The sequence below is a fragment of the Ensifer sp. ENS06 genome, assembly GCF_014852205.1.
Classification (GTDB): domain Bacteria; phylum Pseudomonadota; class Alphaproteobacteria; order Rhizobiales; family Rhizobiaceae; genus Ensifer; species Ensifer adhaerens.
In genome coordinates this window covers 637,029-657,322 of the sequence record NZ_JACVBC010000003.1, presented here as the reverse complement: position 1 = coordinate 657,322, position 20,294 = coordinate 637,029, and the positions used below count along the sequence as shown (strand labels likewise).

Here is a 20,294-nt window from a genome sequence, read left to right as displayed (position 1 = left end):
TTTGCTTTTAGGTGCTACCGGTCGGTCGGCGGGCGATAACCCGCCTTCCGATCACTCCGTCCAGATCGCGACGTCGACCGGGCCGAGCTTGCGGCCGCCGACATGGAAGGTTGCGCCCGCAGACGCCGGCACGTCCACCGCCGTCTTGCCGTAGTTGAAGGCGAAAGTGAGCTTGCCGCGGCGGGTGATGCGCAGATCGCCAAGATCGGCGAGCGCCTCAACCGAAGCCCAGCCGAGCGCATCGCCAATCACCTTGTCCAGGAGCTCGCCGCGTGCACCCGTTGCCATGTAGCGTGCCTTGTCGTTGCCGACGAGCGCCGGAGCGCCATTGCGATAGTCGCCCTCGAAGGTCGCAAGCACGGTTTCGTTGGTGCGAACCGTCTCGCGCCAGACGCCGGCCGGATAGGTCTCGTTGCCGTAAAGCACACTCTCGCCGTGGAATTCCGGCAGCGACTCGACACGCGCGACGCTGACGTCGATCAGCGCGGCGAGCGGACCCGGCGGCAGGCCCTCCGGAATATGCATGTCCTCGGTCTTGCTGCCACTGCGCGGTCCGAAAAGCACCTTGGCACCCGACGCCGCAAGCTTTTCGACAAAGGCCTGTTCGGGGATCACGAGGTCGGGTGCCAGCACCAGCTGGTAGCCTTCGAGGTCCGAGTGCTGGCCGATGATGTCGACATCGACGCCGAGGCGGGCGACGGTCGAATACCAGTCGAGCGCGATCTGCGAAGCCAGATAGGTGCGGCCCTGCGGCAGCGCCCGGGTCGCCCAGCGCGAATTGTAGTCGAGCAGGATCGCGACTTTCGCCTTCTCGCGGCGCTCACCCTTCGGCAAACGCTTCATTTCCTCGGCAACCTGCGCGACTTCGAGATAGCCCTGGTCAGCCTCGCTGTTCGGAAGCAGCAGACCCGCATGGAACTGTTCCTGCGCAAACGGAACCTGGCGCCAGCGGAAATAGGAGACCATGTCGACGCCGTGGGCATAGGCGAGCCAGGTCCAGAGCCGCACCATGCCGTCGGCCGGCGACTGATTGTGCGAGGCCCAGTTTACCGGGCCCGGCTGCTGCTCCATCACCCAGACGCGGCCGTTGCCGACGGCGCGGTAGAGATCGTGGTTGAAGGCCGGTTGGTCGGGATCGCCGACGCGCAGATACCGGCCCTTGTCTTCCGACGAGAGACGACCATTGAGCAGGCCACCCATCGGATAGACGTCCCACGACGCGATATCGATGTCCTCGCCGACCTTGTAATGGTCGAAGTCGGTGTTCTGCGACATGAAGTTGTGCGTCACCGGACGGCCCGGCGAGTGCTTGCGGATGATGTCGACCTGCGCCTTGTTGAAGCTCTTCACCTGGTCTGAGGAGAAGCGGATGTAGTCGACGATATGGGTCGGGCTCGGCTCTTCGACGAGGTTGTTCGGAAGCTCGACCTCGTCGAAGCTCAGATAGTTCATCGCCCAGAAGGCCGTACCCCAGGCGCGGTTCAGCTCGTCGACCGTGCCATAGCGGGCCTCAAGCCATTCGCGGAAGGCGCGCAGCGCCTCGTCGGAATAGCTGTAGATCGTGTCGTGGTCGCCGTACTCGTTATCGGTTTGCCAGGCATGGACGAAGGCGTTTTTGCCGTAGCGCTCGGCCATGGCTTCGGAAATCCGCGCCGCCTCGATGCGGTAGCGGCGGCTGGAGAAGCAGTAGTGACGGCGGGCGCCGAACTTGCGCACCACACCCTTGACGTCGACGGGCAGGATGTCCGGGTAGCGGTCGATCAGCCACTTCGGAGGTGCGGCGGTCGGTGTTCCCAGAATGACCTTAAGACCGGCCTTGCCGAGCACCTCGATCGCGTCGTCCAGCCACTCCCAGTGGAATTCGCCCGAGCGGGGCTCGATCTTCGCCCAGGCGAATTCGCCGATGCGCACCCAGGCAAGGCCGAGCTCGACCATGCGGCGGGCATCCTCTTCCCATTTTTCGCGCGGCCACTGCTCCGGATAGTAGCAGACGCCGAGTTCCAGCATGTCCGTCTGCTGTTCTTTGGCGTTGAAGCGGTTCGATCTCGTCAGGGGCATGTGCACGGGTTCCGGTCCTTCGTCATGTCTTACGGCCGGTTGGGTCCGACCTCGGGTTTTGTCTGTGCGCCCTCGAATATAAACGTTTATATTCAAGGGCATGAATGAGCGCCCTGAGCGGGCGTGAAATTCGTCAACGGTTCGGGTTCAAGCGGTCGTCGCAACGCTCGATCAGGTTCGGCATGAGCAGCGTCTGCAGCGCTTCCGGCGGCTCACCCTCCATGCGCCTGAGGATATAGGCGCCGAGCAGGCTGCTCGGCTCGCTGATCGGCAGGTAATAGGTGGTGATCGGCGGCGCGAAATACTGGCTGACGTTGAGATCGTCGGTGGCGTTGATCACCGCATCGCGGCCATGCACCAGCCCGCGCTCGTGGAAGCCCGAGAAGGCGCCGAGCGCGGAGGCTTCATTGGCGCAGATATAGGCGGTCGGCGGGTTGCCGAGCTCCGACATGGTCAGCACGTTCTCGCGGCCGAAAGCCGGCGTCAGACGGCCATGGGCGACGAGCGCCGGATCATAGGGAAGCCCCGCGACATCAAGCGCATGCCTGTAGGCTTCGTGCCGGGTGATGCCGTAGCTTAAGTCCGAGAGCGGGTTGAGCAGCGCGATGCGGCGATGACCGCGCTCGGTGAGCCGCGCCATCGACACCCGGATCATCTGCTCGTTGTCGGCATCGACATAGGCATGCGGCGCATTGTGAATGCTGGTGCCATAGGTGACGAAGGGGAAATCGGCCGCCTGCATCGTGCGGATGCGGGGATCGTCGGCGCGGGTGCCCGAGATGATGATGCCATCGGCCTTCTTCAGCGAAACGATCTGCTTGATGACCGCCTGGCTCTCCTCGAAATTGCGGACCGCATAGAGCGAGACGCGATAGGGACTGTCTTCCAGCGCCCAGGAAATGCCGCTCAGGAGCTGGGCGTATTCGACGCCTTCCCATTCGTTCTGCTTCGGACCCGGCGCGGTCATGATGGCTGCGACCTGATAGGTCTTGCCGGTGCGTAACTGCACGCCATGCATGTTCAGTTCGTAGCCGACGCGTTCCGCCGCTTCGATCACGATCGCGCGCGTCTCCGGACGAACCTGAGGCGAATGCTTCAGGGCCTTGGAAACGGTGGCGATGGAAAGCCCCGTCTCCTGCGCAATGGTCTTGATCGTCGGTCTCTGCATGGCGGTTCTGCTCGTCACGGGTTGTCAGCGCTGAGCGATGCTGCCAGCACAAGATAGACTGCGGATGTCCAGGCGAACGCGCGATCGCGAAGGCCCCTCCCCGAGCGCGCGTCGAAGTTTTCGGCCATACCGCTTTTGCTCGCAAGTGAACAGAACTTTTCCGCGACTTCGCGCGCGAGCTCAATCTTCCCTTGCCGGCGCAGTCCATCCCAGAGAAGCAGTGTGGTCGGCGCCCAAATCGGCCCGCGCCAGTAACCGTCGTCTTCGTAGAAGGAACTCTTCGGGCTTTCCGTCGCCGGGCCCCATTCGGTGATGAAGCCGCCAGCGACGAGCCGCGCGACCAGCTTCTCGCGCATGTCGGGCGTCAGCCGCGAACCGAGCAGCAGCGGCATGAACTGGATGAGGTTTTCGCCCGGCAGTATCCGCTCCGGATCCGCAGCGAGCCGGGCGCCAAAGGTGTCGCCGGTCCAGAGGCGCTCGAACAGCAGCACCTGCAGGTCGTCTGCCTTCTGCCGCCACACCGCCCGGCGTTCTCGATCGTCTTCAAGAAGCTCGGCCAATGCCTCGCAGGCAAGGATCAGGAAAACCGGCAGATCCGGCGAGATCACCGGGCCGCCTTCGGCAAAGAAGGTGGCGTTGTCCCAGCCGCTGTCGTTGCCGTGGAAATAGGACGGCAGGCTCGTGGCATCTTTGCGTCCATGGGTCAGCCAGTAATCGACCTGTCGGCCGATGGCGTCGCGCAGGTAGGACTTGCGCTCCGCTGTCAGGAAGCCCGGATTGGCAGCTGCGATCAGCGACACCGCCCAACCGTGCACCGGCGGCTTGGTGAAGGCAAAGAGCACGTCGCGGTCGTTGATGTAATCCGGCAGCAGGCCGGAGGCGTCCTGGTGGTCGAAGATTGCTGCGAACTGATCGAAGGCGAGATCCTGATCGAAGGCCGCAACGCCCAGCGCCGAAAAGGCGTTGTCCCAGCTCCAGATGTTGATCATGTGGTTCTTGGACATGTAGATCGCCGGCCGCGTCAACGCGCCACCGGCCGGCACGCCGTTCGCCCAGAGCAGATAGCTTGCCAGCCGATGCGCCTCGCCCTGGCCGTCAACACCTCCGGGAACGCGCGCGTGCCACACAGAGAATTCTGCCTTCGCATCCGAAAGCGCCTCGGCGAACCGACCGGGCCGATCAGCCGGCAACACGGTGCGGAAGAAGTCGACATTGCCCTCGAAGGCACCGGTCCCCGAAAAGGCGAAGGACACGTCTTCGGAATGATCGCGCTGCCAGGCGCCGGTGACCTTCAGGTCGCCGGTGATCGCCCGCGGGATGAACTTGACGTTTTCGACCGCAGCGACGAGGCAATCCTCTCCGTTCGGCGTGCGGTAGACATAATCGTAACGCGAGCCTTCGAGATGAAAGCGCACGCCGGCTTGTCTGCCGGATATGTGCAGCCGCTCCCCTTCGCCGATGACGAAGGTGACTTCGCCGTCACCGACGCGTGCGTCGAGTCGTTCGGGTGAAAGCACGAGCACCGGGGCCACGGCCCTGCCTTCCGCATCGAGAAATTCCACGCGGCAGAGGCGACCGAGCGATGGCCGCTCGTCGCCGCCTGCCACGTGGCGGAGATAAAGTGCCCGCTCGCCGTCGCGGCCCGGCACGCGCATCATCGAGAGCGTCAGGAACCGGCCCCTGCGGCTGAAGGGCACGGTATCGATGTCGAACAGCATGCCGTTATCCCTTCACCGACGAGCCGACTGCGCCATCCATGATGTAGCGCTGGGCGACGAAGAAGAGGGCGAGCGGCGGCAGGCAGAGGATGACCGTGATCGCGGCGATCGAGGTCACGTCCACCTCGTGCAGGCCCTTGAACATGGAGAGGCCGAGCGTGAGGGTGTATTTCGACTGGTCGTTGAGGAAGATCAACGGGCCGAGATAGTCGTTCCAGGCATTCATGAAGTGGAAGGTGCCGACCAGCACCAGGGCCGGCATCATCAGCGGCAGATGGATGCGCCAGTAGATGTCGAAAGCGTTGGCGCCATCCATGCGGGCCGCCTCGTCGATCTCCATGGGCACAGTCATGATGTACTGGCGCAAAAGGAAGACGAAGAAAGCATCGGCGAAATAGGCGGGCACGATCAAGGGCTTCAGCGTGTTGATCCAGCCGAGCAGGTTGAACTCCATGTAGAGCGGGATCATCTTCACGTCCCACGGGATCATCATGGTGGCGAGCAGCAGGATGAACAGCGGGTCGCGGCCGGGGAAGCGGAAGCGGGCAAAGCCATAGGCAACCAGCGACGACGAGATCAGCTGGCCGATCGTCGACAGCACCACGACGATCACCGAATTGGTGAGGTAGGTGCCGAAGGGCTGCTTGTTCCAGGCGGCGGCAAAGTTCTCCCAGTGCCATTCAGACGGCCAGAAGACTGGCGGGAACTGGTAGAGCTCGGCGGAGCTTTTGATCGCCGTCATGAAGGTCCAGTAGAACGGCGCGATGAACAGCGCCGAGAGCAGGATGAGCGCGGAATAGAGCAGCGTCTTACGCATTGTGCTCTCCATCGTTCTGGCGGACTTCGCCTTCGTAATAGACCCAGGCAGCCGACCAGCGCATGACGCCGAGGCTGAGCAGGAGCACGATGATGAACATCACCCAGGAGCCGGCGGCGGCATAGCCCATGTCGAAATACTTGAAGGCGTTGTCGTAGATGTACATGGCGAAGAAATAGGTGGAGCCGAGCGGTCCGCCCTTGGTCAGAAGCAGCGCGATCGTCAGCTGCTGGAAGGCCGAGATGATCGAGGTGATGAAGGTGAAGAGCAGCATCGGCCCGAGCATCGGCAGGGTGATGAAGACCATCTGCGCCCAGCCGGGAACGCCCGAAACGGTTGCGGCCTCGTAGAGCTCCTTCGGGATGGCTGTCAGGCCCGTCAAGAGGATCAGCATCGTGCCGCCGAGCCCCCAGAGGCTGGCGATGATGATGGCGACGATCGCGAGGTTGGGATCGCCGAGCCAGTTCGGCCCGTCGATGCCGACGAAGGAGAGCATGAAGTTCAAAAGCCCGTATTCCCGGCTGTAGATCCAGCTCCAGATCGTCACCAGCGCGACGCCGGAAATGACGCTCGGCAGGTAGAAGGCGGTGCGGAAGAAGCCGCTGGCGAAGGTAATGTTATGCAACATCAGCGCCAGCAGGAACGACATGACGATGTTGAACGGCACATAGATTGCCGCAAACTTGACCGTAATCCAGAGGCTTTCCCAGAACTGCGGATCCTCGAACAGCATGGAACGATAGTTTTCGAGCCCGACGAACGTGCGTTCACCGACGACGGGCCAGTCGTAGAAGCTCATTGTCAACGAGAAGACGAGCGGGCCAAGCGTGAAGAACAGAAACCCGAGGATCCACGGGGAAATGAACAGATAGGCCGCGATGTGGCGGGCGAAGGCCGAGCGCTTGCGCTTGGCCGCGGCCGGCACTGCGGCTGTTGCATAGGTCATGTCCATCTCCCCGGGCTCCCTTGTCTTACTTGATCAGCCGCTTCGAGCGGGCAACCGCCTCGTCGAGATGCTGCTTGGCATTGCCCTGGTCGATCATCGTCGCCTCGATGGCGCGAGCGAGATTGTCCTGGACCTTGCCCCAGTTGGCGTTCTTCAGGAACGCATGGGTTTCGGTGTTGGAGGTCGCGAGAATGTCGAAGAACGGCTTGTAGATCGGGTCCTTGGTCATGCCCTTTTCTTCCGCAACGCTGGTGCGCACCGGCAGGTCGTTGATGCGCGTGGCAACCGCTTCCGGCGAGGAGAAGAACTTGACGAATTCCCAGGCGAGGTCCGGATGGGCCGCATCCTTGGCGATCGAGATCGCCGAAACGCCGAGCGCCGAGTGGGCGGTCTTGTCGCCGAACTTCGGCAGTGGTGCTACGCCATACTTGATGCCGGATGCATCGATGCCGGACTTCGACCACATGGCGCTCTGGAACATCGCGATCTTGCCGCCCTTGAACAGCGTGCTGCCCGACGTGTCGTCGCCGAGGTTCAGCGTGATCGCTTCCTGCTTCTTGGCCATGTCGCCGAACATGTCGAGGACTTGGGCGGCGGCGTCGCTGTTCATGTAGCCGTCGATCTTTTTGCCATCGTCGGAAATGTACTTGGTGCCGTTCGACCAGAGGAACTGCTCGAAATCATAAGGGTCGGGCTTGGCGTCGACGGCAAAGCCGTAGACCTTGTTTGGCTCGTCGCGGAACTTGGCAGCCTTGGCGCGCAGGTCGTCCCAGGTCCAGCCGTCCTTCGGTTCCTCGACGCCGGCCCTGGCGAACATGTCCTTGTTGTAGAACACCACCTGGGTGGTGAAGCCCGACGGCATGCCGTAGGTCTTGCCCTCGACACGAACCGTGTTCATCAGGCCCTTCGGGAAATCGTCCGGCTTGATCTCGGCCGCATCCTTGGCGATCAGATCGTCGAGCGGCTTCAGCGACGTGTAGTATTGCGGGAAGTTCCACATATACATGACATCAGGCGGGTTGCCGGCACCGAAGGCGGCGATCAGCTTCTGATCGTAGCCATCGGCGTAGGGTTCGACCTGAACCTTCACGCCTGGATGCTTTTCCTCGAACTTCTTGGCGATTTCCTGCTGGATCGCCAGGCTTTCGTCCGTATCCCAGGTCGCAAAACGCAAGGTCTCTTCTGCGCGAGCCGTGGCGGTTCCGGCGATCGCCAGAACCATCAGCGAGCCGATGATCGACTTCCTGTTGAGCATGTTTCTCCTCCTCCTTCGGGTTACGCGACCCGCTTTGCCTTTTCCTGATTGATGAGCGCCTGCGTCTCGCCATCGAGACGTCGGGCAACCGCCTGGCCATCGCCGTCGAACAGATGGCAATGCTCGGCCGGCAGACGCAGATGCACGCGCTCGCGGGCGGAAACCGGATGCGTGCCGCGCACGACCGCGGTCATGTCGCCACCATTCTGAAGGCTGATATGGACGTGGCTTTCCGTGCCGAGCCGCTCGACGAGGCGCACGTCGCCGACGAGGTGACCCTCCTCGGCCGAAACCAGCTCGATCTTGTCCGGGCGAATGCCGAGCGTCACCGACTTGGGCTTGGCGACCGGTGCGGCCGAGAGCATTTCGAGCGTGAGCGGATGGGCGAGACCACCGCCGTTGAGCGTCACCGCCGTATCGACCTGCGACGTCACTTCGGTGGTCACGAAGTTCATGCGCGGCGAGCCGATGAAGCCGGCGACGAACAGGTTGGCCGGCTGATAGAAGAGTTCGAGCGGCGTACCGAACTGGCTGACCTTGCCCTTGTCGAGCACAACGACACGATCGGACAGCGTCATCGCTTCCACCTGGTCGTGGGTCACATAGATCATCGTCACGCCGAGACGTTCATGCAGCGCCGCAAGTTCGACGCGCATGGTGACGCGCAGGCCCGCGTCGAGGTTCGACAGCGGCTCGTCGAGCAGGAAGAGCTTTGGCTCACGCACGATCGCGCGGCCGATCGCCACCCGCTGGCGCTGGCCGCCGGAAAGCTGGCGCGGCTTGCGGGCCAGCAGTTCCTTGATGCGCAGGATGTCGGCAGCGCTCTCGACGCGGCGGTCGATCTCGTCGCGTTTCATGCCGTTCAGCGCCAGACCGAAGGACAGGTTCTTGCGCACGTTCATGTGCGGATAAAGCGCGTAGTTCTGGAAGACCATGGCGATGTCGCGCTTGGCCGAAGCGACGTCGGTGATATCGCGATCGCCGAGATGGATCGAGCCGCCGTCGAGATCCTCGAGGCCGGCGATCGAGCGCAGCAGCGTGCTCTTGCCGCAGCCGGACGGACCGAGGAAGCAGACGAACTCGCCGTCGGCGATATCGAGGTTGATACCCTTCAAGACTTCGAGCGAACCAAAGCCTTTGCGCAAATTGTCGATGCGGATCGCTGCCAACGGGCCCTCCCTGCCGGCGGAGCACTGCTGCGGCCAACGGCCGAGTTGCAGCACCAAGTTAAACGTTTATATGCACGATAAAAACGTTTAACTTTCTTGTAAAGCGGAAAATCGCATCGATCCGATTTTGCTGTTGAGAGCAGAGAGCAATGACAAAACGGCCGCCCGGAGGCGGCCGTTTTTGGTCTTTTGTCTCAGACGCTTAGACGCTGAAGCGTATCGTCCAGCGCATCGAGGAAGCGGTCGCAATCCTCGGCGCTGAAGGGCGCCGGCGGCTTCACCTTCAGCACATTGTGGTGCGGTCCCTCGCTGCTCAAGAGAATGCGGTGCTTGCGCTTCATCTCGGCAATGACGAAATCAAGCTCGCGCGCTGCCGGCTCCAGCGTCTCGCGGTTGCGCACCAGTTCGATGCCGTTGAAGAGGCCGTGGCCTCTGACATCACCGATGATCGCGTGTTTGCCGGCGAGCGTCCGCGCCCCGTCCATCAGCCTGTCACCGACGACGCGGCAATGGTTCATTAGCCGCTCGTCGCGGATGACATCGAGCACGGCAAGGCCGATCTCGGCCGAGACCGGATTGCCGCCGAAGGTGTTGAAATACTCCATGCCGTTGGCAAAGGAGGCCGCGATCGCTTCGGTCGTGACGACGGCCGCCATCGGGTGGCCGTTGCCTATCGGCTTGCCCATGGTGACGATGTCAGGCACGACGCCCTGGAGTTCATGCGCCCACATGTGGCTGCCCACGCGGCCGAAGCCCACCTGCACCTCGTCGGCGAGGCAGAGGCCGCCGGCGGCGCGCACATGCGCATAGGCTTCGCGCAGATACCTTTCCGGAAGCGACAATTGCCCACCGGTCCCAAGAATGCCTTCGCTGAAGAAAAGCGCCGGGCGGCGACCATCGGCAGCAAGAGCCGCAACCTGGTTGCGCACATCCTCGGCATATTTCCGGCCCGCATCCGCGTCACCATAGCGATAGCGCCCGCGATAGAGGTCCGGCATCTCGGCGACCCTCACATGCAACGCCTGCCCCTCCCCGCCCTTGCCGGCGAACTTGTAGGGGCTGACGTCGATCAGGCTCGACAGGTGGCCGTGATAGGCGTGGTCGACGGTGATGATGTCGCGATTGCCGGTATAGGCACGCGCCAGCCGGATCGCGAGGTCGTTCGCCTCGCTGCCGGAATTGACGAAGAAGCAGACGTTGAGCGGATCGGGAAACTGCGCGGCGAGCCTGCGGGAATATTCGACCAGCGAATCGTGCAGGTAGCGCGAATTGGTGTTCAGCCGCTGCATCTGCGCCTGTGCGGCCTTGACGACGCGCGGGTGGCAATGGCCGACGTGGCAGACATTGTTGACCATGTCGAGCCAGCGCGTGCCGTCCTCGTCGATCAGATGCGCGCCCTCGCCACCGACGATCTTCAAGGGTGTCGCGCTATAGGCGATGCTCAGCGACCGACCAATGCGACGATGGCGTTCACGCACAAGAAAGGCCTTGTCGCGCGGGACGATCACAGAGACCGGCACCGAAAGGCCAAGCACGACGCTCGGGTCCGGGCTCACTTCGCGCCAGACCTGCCATTGATCGCGCACGCCGACGCCATGCATCTGTCCGGCGAGACCGAGATGATCGGTGACGATCTGGAAATGCAGATGCGGCGCCCAGTTGCCGTTTTCGTCAGCGGAACCGAAGGCGGCAAAAACCTCGCCCTTGGCGATCGCCTGCCCCTTGGCGAGCTTGGCAACGCTGTTGCGCGAAAGATGACCGTAGAGCGTCCAGAAGCGCAGACCGCCTTCGACCTCGTGCTCGAGAAGTACGGTCGGACCGAAACCAAAGGCAACCGCGTCGTCGTGTATGTAGGCGACCTTGCCGGCGAAGGGTGCCGAGACCGGCTCGCCCGCCGGCGCGAAGATGTCGACGCCGAGATGCACCGAGCGCCGCGCGCCTTCGATCGCGGTCTCATAGGCGTCGCCCTGGTAGATCCCGCGATCCTCGCCGTAGAGGCCGATGCCGAAGGCGGCGCCTTCGCTGCCGATCTGGGCCATGATGCGGGCTTCAGCTTCCGCCGCATCGAGGCTTGACCATCGCGCGGCCTCCGGGCCGGCGGCGGAGAAATCGAACACCGTCACCTTCGGTTTTTTGACCGAGGGCCGAACGATCGGCGCGAAGTCATGCGCGTTCTTTTCGAGCCAGCGAACCACGGCCGCGGCATGCGGGATCGGCGCAAAGCCGCAGGCATCGCGGATGCGCGCGATGGCGATTGCGCGGTTTTCGCCCTGCAGACGATTGAGCTCGCGCCAGACATCCTCCTGGCTGACGAGCAGATAGGTATTCTCAGGATTGTCCCGGATCTGCTTTGCCGCCATGCACATGCTGACGGCATAGCGGGTCTTGACCAGATCGAAGACCAGGTCGACTTCCGCCTCGCTTAACGGATTGACCTGATGGTAGGCGCCGGCAAGGGCTGCAACCGTGCCGACCGGATTGGGAGACCCGATCAGCGCATAGGCAGAGGCGACGGCGATCTCGATCACGCGCCAGGTCTCGACCATATCACCGAAGTCGAGCAAGCCGCTGACAACGCCATCCTTGTCGAGCAGCACGTTGTAGTCGTTGGCGTCGTTGTGAATGACCTGCTTCGGGCAGGAGGCAAGACGCGGAAGGACCGTCGAAGAAAAGTGCTCGAGGATCGCCTGAACCGCTTCCCGCTTGTCGGCGCCGTCGATCAGTTCCACATGGCAAGCGTGCATGTCGGCGCGGCCGATGTCCCAGGCATAGAGCCGCTTGGCGCCCGCATGGGAGAAATCTTCGAGGCCGCGGTCAAGACCGGCGAGCAGGCGCCCGAGGCTTTCGGCGCTCGCCATGTGGCGAAGCGGCGCCTTCGCCCAGATATCGCCGGGCAGCCAGGCGAGCAGCCGTGCGGTGCGCGAGCCTCGAAGTTCGATCTTGCTGGTGACGCCACCCGAGCGATCGCGAAACGTCCGTGAGATCGGCAGCCCCGAATCCTTGGCGGCGATGTGTTCGAGCACCGCAATCTGCATCTCGAGTTCGTCCGCATCGCCGGCAGCGTGCAGCTTCAACAGATACTCCTGGCCATCGGCAGCCGAGACACGATAGTTGAGATCGTGCTCGCCCTGCAGCGGCGAGAGGCTTGCCTCGATGCCGTAGGTCTCAATGAGCCAGATCCGGATCGTTGCCAATTCCTGCTCGGTTCTCAAATCTCTGTCTGCCATTTCACTGTCCTGTCACCACGAAACCCGGCGCCCGTCATAGGCGCGGAAACTGCCGCTATCGGCCAAACCTGTGCCGTCGATGATCGCCTTCAGCCCGGCAGCACTTGTCGCCACCGAAACGACTGCTTCGCTGCCGCCCATATCCGTCTGCACCCAACCAGGATGCAGCGAGACGACGGAAATCCCGTCGCCCTTCAGATCCTGCGCCAGCTTGACCGTCGCCATGTTCAGGGCCGCCTTGGAGCAGCGATAGGCATAGTCGCCGTCATCATCGTCGAGCGTGCCTTCGGCAAGGGAGCCGGCGCGGCTGCTGATATTGGCGACGACGCGATGTTCGCCGGCGCGCAGGTTCGCAAGGAGCGCCCGCGTCACCAGCAGCGGCGCCAGCGCATTGACGCGCATAACATCGAGAAACTCGCCCGGTTCAAGCGTCGCGAGGCCGCCGGTATCGCCGCGCACGGCCGCATTGTTGATCAGCAGATCGATCGCGACGCCTTGCAGCGACTGACCGAGAGCCTCGATCGATGCGGGATCGGCAACGTCCAGCACCAACCGATCCGCCGAACCTTCGCTCGCGACCGGTCCCCGCTGGCAGGCGATCACCCGCCAGCCGTCTTCGGCGTAAAGCCGCGCGAGTTCCGAGCCGAGGCCGCGGGAGGTACCTGATATCAGCACCGTGCGAGATTTAGCGGTGCTTGATGTCATATTTCCGCTCGATCATGTTGACGAGGCTGGCCGCCGCCAACGTCAGGAAGATGTAGAAGATCGCCGCCGAGTTATAGGGCGCGAACGGCAGGAAGCTTGCCGACTGGAACTCCCGCATGCGCTGGGTGATGTCGCGGATCGACAGGATCGACAGCAGCGACGTGTCCTTGAGGATCGCGATCAGTTCGTTGCCAAGCGGCGGGATGATGATGCGGAAAGCCTGCGGCAGCACGACGAGACGCGCCGTCTGCCAACGGTTGAGGCCGATGCTGCGCGCCGCTTCGACCTGGCCGACCGGGATCGCATTGATGCCCGAGCGGAAGATTTCGGCGAGATAGGCCGAATAGGCGAGTGCCATCGCGACGATGCCGCGCATCAGGTTTGGCGGGTCGAGCACCCCTTGCGTCGCGTCCTTCAACGCCCCGCTCAAGGGCAGGCCGACATAAAGCACGATCACCAGCATCGGAATGCCGCGGATCGTATCGACGATGAACTCCGAGCCGATCGCCAGAGGATGGCGCTGGTGCAGATAGCCGCCGAAAGTGAGAAGGCCAAGGATGATCGCAAGCACGGCGACGGTGACACCGGCGGCACGGTCGCGGTCGTTGAGCGCCTCGGTCTTCCACAGGACCGGCATGTCTGCCGGAGCGGAGGCAGCCGGCAGCAAGGCCCCGGAAACGCCCTCGCCCTTGGCGATCGACGCCAGCGCCTCGGTCGGGCCGACGAAGGTGCGGACCGGCGTTTCCGTCTGCGGCGCGCCGTCATACTGACCGAAACGCACGGCGCTGATGAGCCCCGCCGGCGTATTGGTGATGATGCCGACCTTGCCGTCCAGCGTGCCGGCGAGCACGTAGGTGTCGCGCGGCTGCATGAGGAACCAGCCGGCCGCAACCGCCAGCACCAGGGTGGCGATCGCAAAATAGAGGCTGGTCCTCACCGTCGAGTGCAGTTGCAACAGCCCAACCCAGACAAGGCCCATGAGCGCCGCCAGGATATAAGCTGCGATCGCCGCGCGGATGGTGGTCGCCACACCGGCCGCAAAGGCGATATGGGCGAAGAAGAAGATGAAGACGAGACCCGCACCGTTGACGAGGCCGATGATCCAGCGCGCGATGCGGCGCGACCTTCCGTCAGGAGGAGCATCGGGACGTCTGCTCCAGAAATGAAGACCAAGACCAATCAGCGTGACCCCCAGATAGGCGGGAAACAGCCAGGCCTCGACGCCCTGCACCATGAGATCCGCAGCCTCGGTCAATTGCCGCGGCGTCACGCCCTTTGCGATCAATGTCGACTTGAACGGATCGACGCCATTGGCGACGACGGACGCGATGAAGGGATGGATACTGTGGCCGATAACGAGAACGGCGGCGGCAGCGAGATTGAGCAGCGCCGCCACATTGGCAAGGCGCGGACGCGGCGCCTTGGCGCGCGAGAATACGAGCACCGCGATGCCCGAAGTAAATGCGATCGCCAGCGCCAGAAAGCCAGGCACGAAGGCCGACGAACCGTTTTCGACACCGAGGATCGCCCGCAGCGAGCGCTGATAGTCGCCGGAGGAAATAAACAGATAGATGATGAAGGGCAGCGCGGTCAGGATGATCAGATTGCTCGGACGCACGCTTCTCAGGAACGACATTCATTCCTCCGGGGGCATAGATTAGACAGACGGAGGACCCGGAGCATGCTCCGGGCCCGATCGGCACTCTGGGCTTACTTAAGGCCCCAGTATTTGCTGATCAGCTGGTCGAGCGTGCCGTCGTCCTTGATCATCTTCAGGCCTTCGTTGAAAGCCGCAACATTCTCGTCGCCCTTGCGGAAGACGAGGCCGAGCGGATCGGATTCGAGGTCCTTGATTGCAACGACGAGCTCGCCGGCGAACTCGCGCTCGTAGGCAGCCGCATTGGCGCCGTTGATGACGACGCCGTCGACATCCTTGTTTTTCAACGCGATGATGGCGGCACTGAACGTGTCGTAAGCGGCGACGTTCTCTTTGCCGACGACGCTTTCGGCGACCTGGGCGTCCGTCGTGTTTGCCTGGGCGGAGAGCTTTCTGCCGGCGTCCTTGAAGGCGTCGAGTGTGATGCCCTGGTCGTCAGCGCGCATCAGCACAGCCTGGCTGTTGACGATGTACGGATCGGAGAAGTCCATCGCCTTCTTGCGTTCCTCGGTGATCGAGACGCCGGAGGCGACGAGGTCGAAGCTGCCCTGGTCGAGGGCTGCGAAGATGCCGTCCCAGCCGGTCGTGATGAATTCGGCCTGGCAGTTGATCTTGGCGCAGACGGCATTGACCACGTCGACATCGAAACCGACCACCTGTCCGGTTGCCGGATCGATGCTCTCCATCGGCGGCGAGGTCGTGTCGGATCCGACCTTCAGCAGTTTGCCGCCGAGATCGGCGGCGTGGGACACGCTCGAAGCAAGGGCTGCTACAGCCAGGGCAATCATCAGTTTCTTCATGGTTCTCCTCCTTGGATGATTAACTTTGGATCAGGCGGCCACCGAGATTATCGGGCTGGCGCGCGATCAGTGTCGGCCTGAAGACCTGCCGCAACACCCCAGGGTCCTCCCCCTCCATACGGCGCAGCAGGAATTGCCCGAGCGTGCGACCGAGCACCTCGATCGGTTGATAGAAAGTCGTGATCGGCGGCGTGAAGTAGGCGCTGACGTTGATGTCGTCATAGGCGATGACGTCAACATCGACGCCGACCTGGCGTCCGAGGCTGCCGAGCCCCGAGAGCACGCCGAGCGTGGTGGATTCGTTGATGCAGACGAAGGCGGTCGGAGCGTCGTCGAGCTGCAGGAAATCGATCACCGTCTGCCGGCCGAAATGGGTCGAGAGGTCGCCTTCGGCAATCAGATCCATCGGGGCTTCCAGGCCGGCCTCGCGAAACGCCCGGACGAAACCGTCGATCCTGTCGAGCGCGTAGGAAAGCCGCCGCTCCGGATTGACGAGCGCGATCCGCCGGTGGCCGCCGGCGATCAGCCGCGCGGTCGCCGCATGCGCTGCCCATTCGTTGTCGATGTCGACATGGGCATAGTCGAGATCCCCGCGGCAACGCCCCATCGAGACGAAGGGGAAATCCTCAGCGACGAGCAGGTCGATGCGCGGGTCATCGGCGAGAATACCGGAGAAGATCAGGCCATCGGCTAGCCCCTGATCGACGATGCGGCGCGCCGCGTCCGCGCCATCGGCCGCGTCGCGGATCACGTGCACCGACATGCGGTAGTCGGTGCCATCGAGTGCCTGGCTGATGCCACTCAGGGTCTGGGTGTATTCGACGCCGTCCCATTCATAGTCGCGTGCCGCGGTCACCGGCATCAGTACGGCGGCCTGAAAGCTCTTGCCGGTGCGAAGCGCCATGCCGCGGGCGTTGGCCTGATAGCCGACCTCACGGGCTGCCTTGTAGATGATGTCTCTGGTCGCCGGCGCGACCACGGGAGATTCGCGCAAGGCCTTCGAGATCGTTGCGATGGAATAGCCCGTCATCTCGGCCAGGGTCTTGATCGTCGGCGTCGGCGCGCGCCGCGCCCTGTGCATCTCAGTCGCCATGCACCCTCCCAGGCGTCGACCTCTCCTGAACATAGAGGTAGCAGCCAATAAAAACGTTTTCAAGAAAAATAAAAACGTTTTTATTTCTTCTTTTGCGGCAAGCCTTGCGCGAAGCCGGCCGCGCGCATCTACGTGCCCAGAACCATGGGGAGATGATTGGAAGGGTGAATACGGCGGCTGCTAGTGAGCAGTGTAGGCGCCATCAACGAGGTGAACGCTTCCCGTGATGAAGCTTGCCTGTTCCGACAACAGGAAACAGATCAGAGCCGCGACTTCCTGCGGGGTGCCGCGACGTCCCATCGGCTGCAGCGACATCATGCGCCTGCTGCTCGCCACGTCGGCATTTTCGGTCGATAGCGGCGTGTCGATCCAGCCGGGCGCAACGGCATTGATGCGAATACCGCTGCGGGCATACTCGATCGCAGCGGCCTTCGTCAGCCCGACCACTGCGTGCTTGGCCGCCGTGTAAGCGGCGGCTGTCGGCAGAGCGACGGAACCGAGAATGGACGTCGTGTTTACGATCGCCCCTCCACCCTGCGCCGCCATGGCCGCGATCTCATACTTCATACAATAGAAAACGCCGTGAAGGTTGACGTCCATCAGCGCGTGCCAGTTGTCGATTGGATAGTCGGCAGTCGCCTTGCGCACGCCGTCGATCCCGGCATTGTTGACTGCGAGATGGAGGCCGCCACAAGTCTGAACGGCGAACGCCACCAGCCTTTCAACGGCGCCTGAATCCGCAACGTCCAACGCGGCGTGATGAGCCTTGCCTCCATTCGTGCAAATGTCTTCGACGACAAGACGCACTGCGTCAGCATCAACATCGGTAGCAATGACTTCCGCGCCCTCGGCTGCGAGTTGTCGACATACGGCCGCGCCGATTCCTGAACCGGCGCCTGTCACCAGAGCGACTTTGCCAGTGAAGCCTAAATTCATACCGTCATTTCCAATTGTCACGCTCGACCAATCGAGCGTGCACGACATCGCAAATCATTTCATGCATTTGACGCGCGGCACAGATTTATCGATCAACCGTCCACAGAAAGTCGCGAAAATCGCCAGCAATTTTAACGAAGTTCCGATGCACCATTCAGATTCGTCCTCACAAATACATAATTCTTCCGCGGACTTTCCCGCGGAGCGTGCATAAATATCTCCTGTTCCGGTCGCGTACGATGACGCATGGTTTAGTTTGACTGATCGGAACTTTGTCGGCAAATATTGTAATGCTAAAAGCGAGTCGGGGTGTACCATTTTTCTCAGCAGGTAAAGATGGACAATCAGCGCATTACTCGGAGGGCCCTGGTTATCAGCAGCCTTGGCTTGCTGGCCGGGTGCAGTTCAAGCTGGCAGGGCATTTCATTCCCATCGCTGTACGGTGGTACACCGGGCGTGGATCCACGCTACCGAAAGAGACACGTCCGGTATGACGGCAAGGAACCGGCCGGAACGATTCTCGTCGATACATCGCAACGCTATCTCTATTCGATCGAAAATGGCGGGTGGGCGATGCGTTATGGGATCGGCGTCGGAGAGGAAGGGCTTACACTCAAAGGGCGAGCCGTCGTCGGCAGAAAGGCCGAGTGGCCGTCATGGACGCCGACCGCAAGCATGATCCGGCGCAAACCGGAATTGGCGCAATACGCCGGTGGCGTTACAGGCGGCCCTCACAACCCGCTAGGGGCGTCGGCTCTATACCTTTATCGCAACGGACAGGACACCAAGTTCCGGCTCCACGGCACAAATGCACCCTGGACTATAGGCCAGGCAGTTTCCAACGGCTGCATCCGACTCACCAACGATGACGTCGTCGATCTTTACGCCCGCACGCCAATTGGAACTCCGGTATTGATCATTTGAAGCCCTACTCTATCTGAGTTTCACATTGGAGTAGGGTCAGCACGCTTTGATGGATTATTTAACCTTCGGTAACGATAAACCGACCGACGAGCGTGTTATTTCTGCACTAGGACGAATCTCGAATTGCCGGTAATACTGTGAATGTTGCCTTCGAATAACCATTCCGACAACAGAGGAAAGGAAATATTGATGAGCAGAATTCTAATCGTGACAGTTGCGTTGCTTTCCGTTGCCAGCCTCGCCGCTTGTGGAACAATCGGTAAAGGCAAAGGCAAGGCGCCACCACCGGTGGCTGAAGAGCCAGCGCCCGTTTACAAATAACTACCGACCTTAGTTCGGGGAGGACCTCACGGTCCTTCCCGCCCTGTCTGACCGTGGCCGGCTGGCCACATTTCGCGACGCGGATCGAAAGCCACCAGTGGCGCATTCGCAGCCTGATCAGAATTTGGGAGAGATGGCGCAGAAATGACTCGTTCACGAGGTCGTATTTCGTTCGCCGTCCTAGCCGCAATCGCGGTTACGGCGTGTCAATCGCAGGACAAGGGCCCTCAGCCGCGATTCGTCTCAAGCTATGCGGGCACCACGTCACAACAGCGCGATCAGGGCTATTTCATTGAATTCCGCTCTCGTTATGCGCTCAGTTACGGTCACTCCTACGTAATTTTTGGCCGGCTCAGCAAGTCTGGAGCGATGATCAGTCCAGAAGTTGCGGGGCTTGCACCCGCGACAAGCGACACTGCTCCCTATGTTATTGGCCACCTTTTGCCGGTTCCGGCCGAAACTGGCGCCAGCGACGGTGATCTGGAGGAACAATACAGGTCCGCGAGCTGGCGCGTCATGTTGACGGAGACGCAATATCGCGACGTCGTTGCCAAGATCCGAAAGCTCAAGTCCGAAGCCCGCTTCTGGCAGGCGTCAATCTACAACTGCAACGCTTTCGTCGCCGACATCGCGCGTTCCATGGGGTACAAGACACCTGGCATCTGGCTGAGGCCGCAGCAGTTCATCACGAGGCTACGTGAGATGAACGGCGGCTAGGCGGACGAGCGCACCACGCCACACCTGATCAGGCGCCAGAGAAACACTTCCATCGGCCGCCAACCGCCTTCTCGACCGCTGCAGTTTTATTGCCTTGTCAGGTCCGAGCGACGCATGGCAGTCTCGTGCGTGATTGCCGTTTTGCGGACCAGCAGCCGCACAGAAAAGCTTGGGTGAGCCAACGTGAACATATCTGCCGCTTCCATCGGCGAAATCGTCTGGGTCGTGGGCATAATTGCCTGGTATGTGGTGCGTTACCCGTTCGAACGCCGTGCAAAGCGTGTGCGGGTGATGAGCAACCGACGATCGACGACCGATACGATTGGCCTTGCTGCTGCTTCGCTGGGCCTTGCGATTGTGCCCGCGCTTTATGTTGCGACAGGAATCCCGCGATTTGCCGACTATGGCGCCCATCTATGGCTGGTCGGACTTGGGGCGCTTGTCTTCGCCGCAGCGCTCTGGACCTTCCGTCGAACGCACAAGGAACTCGGCCGCAACTGGTCCATCTCGCTGGAAATCCGCGAAAAACACAAGCTGATTAGTACAGGCCCTTACGCCGCCGTCCGGCACCCGATGTATACGAGCTTCCTGCTTATGGGGATCGGTCAGATGCTGTTGCTGTCGAACTGGGTGGTTGGACTTGCAGGGCTTCTTGGATTCGCTGTTCTTTTCTTCCTGCGTGTGGGCAAGGAGGAGCGCCTGATGCTGGAATTCTTCGGGCCCGAATATCGCGCTTACATGGACAGGACGAAGCGAATTATCCCCTTTATCTATTAGAGGTGG

17 protein-coding genes are annotated in these 20,294 nt (G+C 61.9%); 4 read left to right on the top strand and 13 right to left on the bottom strand.

All coding sequences use genetic code 11. From position 1 onward, the window contains the following. Positions 1 to 51: 51 nt before the first annotated feature. The 13 genes from IB279_RS16530 to IB279_RS16470 form a co-directional block, all read right to left on the bottom strand. Positions 52 to 2,064: a beta-galactosidase gene (locus IB279_RS16530; protein ID WP_060580999.1), complete on the bottom strand. Its 2,013-nt coding sequence runs from the start codon at positions 2,062 to 2,064 to the stop codon at positions 52 to 54. A gap of 127 nt (positions 2,065 to 2,191) precedes the next feature. Then, on the bottom strand, positions 2,192 to 3,226 hold the full coding sequence (locus IB279_RS16525; RefSeq protein WP_034805837.1) for a LacI family DNA-binding transcriptional regulator: 1,035 nt from the start codon (positions 3,224 to 3,226) through the stop codon (positions 2,192 to 2,194). Positions 3,227 to 3,240: 14 nt separating this feature from the next. Continuing rightward, positions 3,241 to 4,944, bottom strand: coding sequence for an amylo-alpha-1,6-glucosidase (locus tag IB279_RS16520; protein ID WP_060581000.1), 1,704 nt, complete (start codon positions 4,942 to 4,944; stop codon positions 3,241 to 3,243). Between the two features lie 4 nt (positions 4,945 to 4,948). Continuing rightward, entirely contained in the window at positions 4,949 to 5,761 is an 813-nt protein-coding gene (locus IB279_RS16515) for a carbohydrate ABC transporter permease (protein ID WP_034805833.1), read from the bottom strand. Then, complete coding sequence (locus IB279_RS16510; protein WP_226020773.1) at positions 5,754 to 6,707, bottom strand: carbohydrate ABC transporter permease; 954 nt, start codon at positions 6,705 to 6,707, stop codon at positions 5,754 to 5,756. The genes IB279_RS16515 and IB279_RS16510 overlap by 8 nt, the downstream gene beginning before the upstream one ends. Before the next feature lie 25 nt (positions 6,708 to 6,732). Further along, positions 6,733 to 7,962 carry a sugar ABC transporter substrate-binding protein gene (locus IB279_RS16505; RefSeq protein WP_192339357.1) on the bottom strand — a complete coding sequence of 410 codons (1,230 nt, stop codon included), beginning with the start codon at positions 7,960 to 7,962 and terminating at the stop codon, positions 6,733 to 6,735. 20 nt (positions 7,963 to 7,982) lie between these two features. Then, positions 7,983 to 9,131 carry an ABC transporter ATP-binding protein gene (locus IB279_RS16500; RefSeq protein WP_060522036.1) on the bottom strand — a complete coding sequence of 383 codons (1,149 nt, stop codon included), beginning with the start codon at positions 9,129 to 9,131 and terminating at the stop codon, positions 7,983 to 7,985. A gap of 194 nt (positions 9,132 to 9,325) precedes the next feature. Beyond that, positions 9,326 to 12,358 carry an aminotransferase class III-fold pyridoxal phosphate-dependent enzyme gene (locus IB279_RS16495; RefSeq protein WP_060601646.1) on the bottom strand — a complete coding sequence of 1,011 codons (3,033 nt, stop codon included), beginning with the start codon at positions 12,356 to 12,358 and terminating at the stop codon, positions 9,326 to 9,328. Between the two features lie 12 nt (positions 12,359 to 12,370). Further along, the gene (locus tag IB279_RS16490) at positions 12,371 to 13,033 is read right to left on the bottom strand and encodes an SDR family oxidoreductase (RefSeq protein WP_060522034.1); all 663 of its coding nucleotides are present in this window, start codon (positions 13,031 to 13,033) and stop codon (positions 12,371 to 12,373) included. 10 nt (positions 13,034 to 13,043) lie between these two features. Continuing rightward, positions 13,044 to 14,699: an amino acid ABC transporter permease gene (locus tag IB279_RS16485; RefSeq protein WP_060530453.1), complete on the bottom strand. Its 1,656-nt coding sequence runs from the start codon at positions 14,697 to 14,699 to the stop codon at positions 13,044 to 13,046. 74 nt (positions 14,700 to 14,773) lie between these two features. Beyond that, on the bottom strand, positions 14,774 to 15,520 hold the full coding sequence (locus IB279_RS16480; protein WP_060522032.1) for a transporter substrate-binding domain-containing protein: 747 nt from the start codon (positions 15,518 to 15,520) through the stop codon (positions 14,774 to 14,776). 19 nt (positions 15,521 to 15,539) lie between these two features. Further along, positions 15,540 to 16,613, bottom strand: a complete 1,074-nt coding sequence (locus IB279_RS16475; RefSeq protein ID WP_060530452.1) for a LacI family DNA-binding transcriptional regulator — start codon at positions 16,611 to 16,613, stop codon at positions 15,540 to 15,542. A gap of 180 nt (positions 16,614 to 16,793) precedes the next feature. Further along, positions 16,794 to 17,549, bottom strand: a complete 756-nt coding sequence (locus IB279_RS16470) for an SDR family NAD(P)-dependent oxidoreductase (protein ID WP_090296915.1) — start codon at positions 17,547 to 17,549, stop codon at positions 16,794 to 16,796. 336 nt (positions 17,550 to 17,885) lie between these two features. Here IB279_RS16470 and IB279_RS16465 point away from each other — a divergent pair, with 336 nt between their 5' ends. The 4 genes from IB279_RS16465 to IB279_RS16450 all read left to right on the top strand — a co-directional run bounded on the left by IB279_RS16465 (position 17,886) and on the right by IB279_RS16450 (position 20,288). Continuing rightward, positions 17,886 to 18,473, top strand: coding sequence for a L,D-transpeptidase (locus IB279_RS16465; protein ID WP_060522029.1), 588 nt, complete (start codon positions 17,886 to 17,888; stop codon positions 18,471 to 18,473). A gap of 189 nt (positions 18,474 to 18,662) precedes the next feature. Further along, positions 18,663 to 18,794 (top strand): ABC transporter, encoded by a 132-nt coding sequence (locus tag IB279_RS16460; protein WP_077963089.1) that lies wholly within the window; start codon positions 18,663 to 18,665, stop codon positions 18,792 to 18,794. Between the two features lie 144 nt (positions 18,795 to 18,938). Further along, complete coding sequence (locus tag IB279_RS16455) at positions 18,939 to 19,511, top strand: hypothetical protein (RefSeq protein WP_060601659.1); 573 nt, start codon at positions 18,939 to 18,941, stop codon at positions 19,509 to 19,511. Between the two features lie 189 nt (positions 19,512 to 19,700). Continuing rightward, positions 19,701 to 20,288, top strand: a complete 588-nt coding sequence (locus IB279_RS16450) for a protein-S-isoprenylcysteine O-methyltransferase (protein ID WP_060601697.1) — start codon at positions 19,701 to 19,703, stop codon at positions 20,286 to 20,288. The last annotated feature ends 6 nt before the right edge of the window (positions 20,289 to 20,294 follow it).

Coding starts and splice junctions, on each gene's coding strand:
- IB279_RS16465 (WP_060522029.1), top strand. CDS start 17,886: ATGGACAATCAGCGCATTACTCGGAGGGCCCTGGTTATCAGCAGCCTT.
- IB279_RS16460 (WP_077963089.1), top strand. CDS start 18,663: ATGAGCAGAATTCTAATCGTGACAGTTGCGTTGCTTTCCGTTGCCAGC.
- IB279_RS16480 (WP_060522032.1), bottom strand. CDS start 15,520: ATGAAGAAACTGATGATTGCCCTGGCTGTAGCAGCCCTTGCTTCGAGC.
- IB279_RS16520 (WP_060581000.1), bottom strand. CDS start 4,944: ATGCTGTTCGACATCGATACCGTGCCCTTCAGCCGCAGGGGCCGGTTC.
- IB279_RS16475 (WP_060530452.1), bottom strand. CDS start 16,613: ATGGCGACTGAGATGCACAGGGCGCGGCGCGCGCCGACGCCGACGATC.
- IB279_RS16525 (WP_034805837.1), bottom strand. CDS start 3,226: ATGCAGAGACCGACGATCAAGACCATTGCGCAGGAGACGGGGCTTTCC.
- IB279_RS16510 (WP_226020773.1), bottom strand. CDS start 6,707: ATGACCTATGCAACAGCCGCAGTGCCGGCCGCGGCCAAGCGCAAGCGC.
- IB279_RS16485 (WP_060530453.1), bottom strand. CDS start 14,699: ATGTCGTTCCTGAGAAGCGTGCGTCCGAGCAATCTGATCATCCTGACC.
- IB279_RS16505 (WP_192339357.1), bottom strand. CDS start 7,962: ATGCTCAACAGGAAGTCGATCATCGGCTCGCTGATGGTTCTGGCGATC.
- IB279_RS16515 (WP_034805833.1), bottom strand. CDS start 5,761: ATGCGTAAGACGCTGCTCTATTCCGCGCTCATCCTGCTCTCGGCGCTG.
- IB279_RS16470 (WP_090296915.1), bottom strand. CDS start 17,549: ATGAATTTAGGCTTCACTGGCAAAGTCGCTCTGGTGACAGGCGCCGGT.
- IB279_RS16455 (WP_060601659.1), top strand. CDS start 18,939: ATGACTCGTTCACGAGGTCGTATTTCGTTCGCCGTCCTAGCCGCAATC.
- IB279_RS16495 (WP_060601646.1), bottom strand. CDS start 12,358: ATGGCAGACAGAGATTTGAGAACCGAGCAGGAATTGGCAACGATCCGG.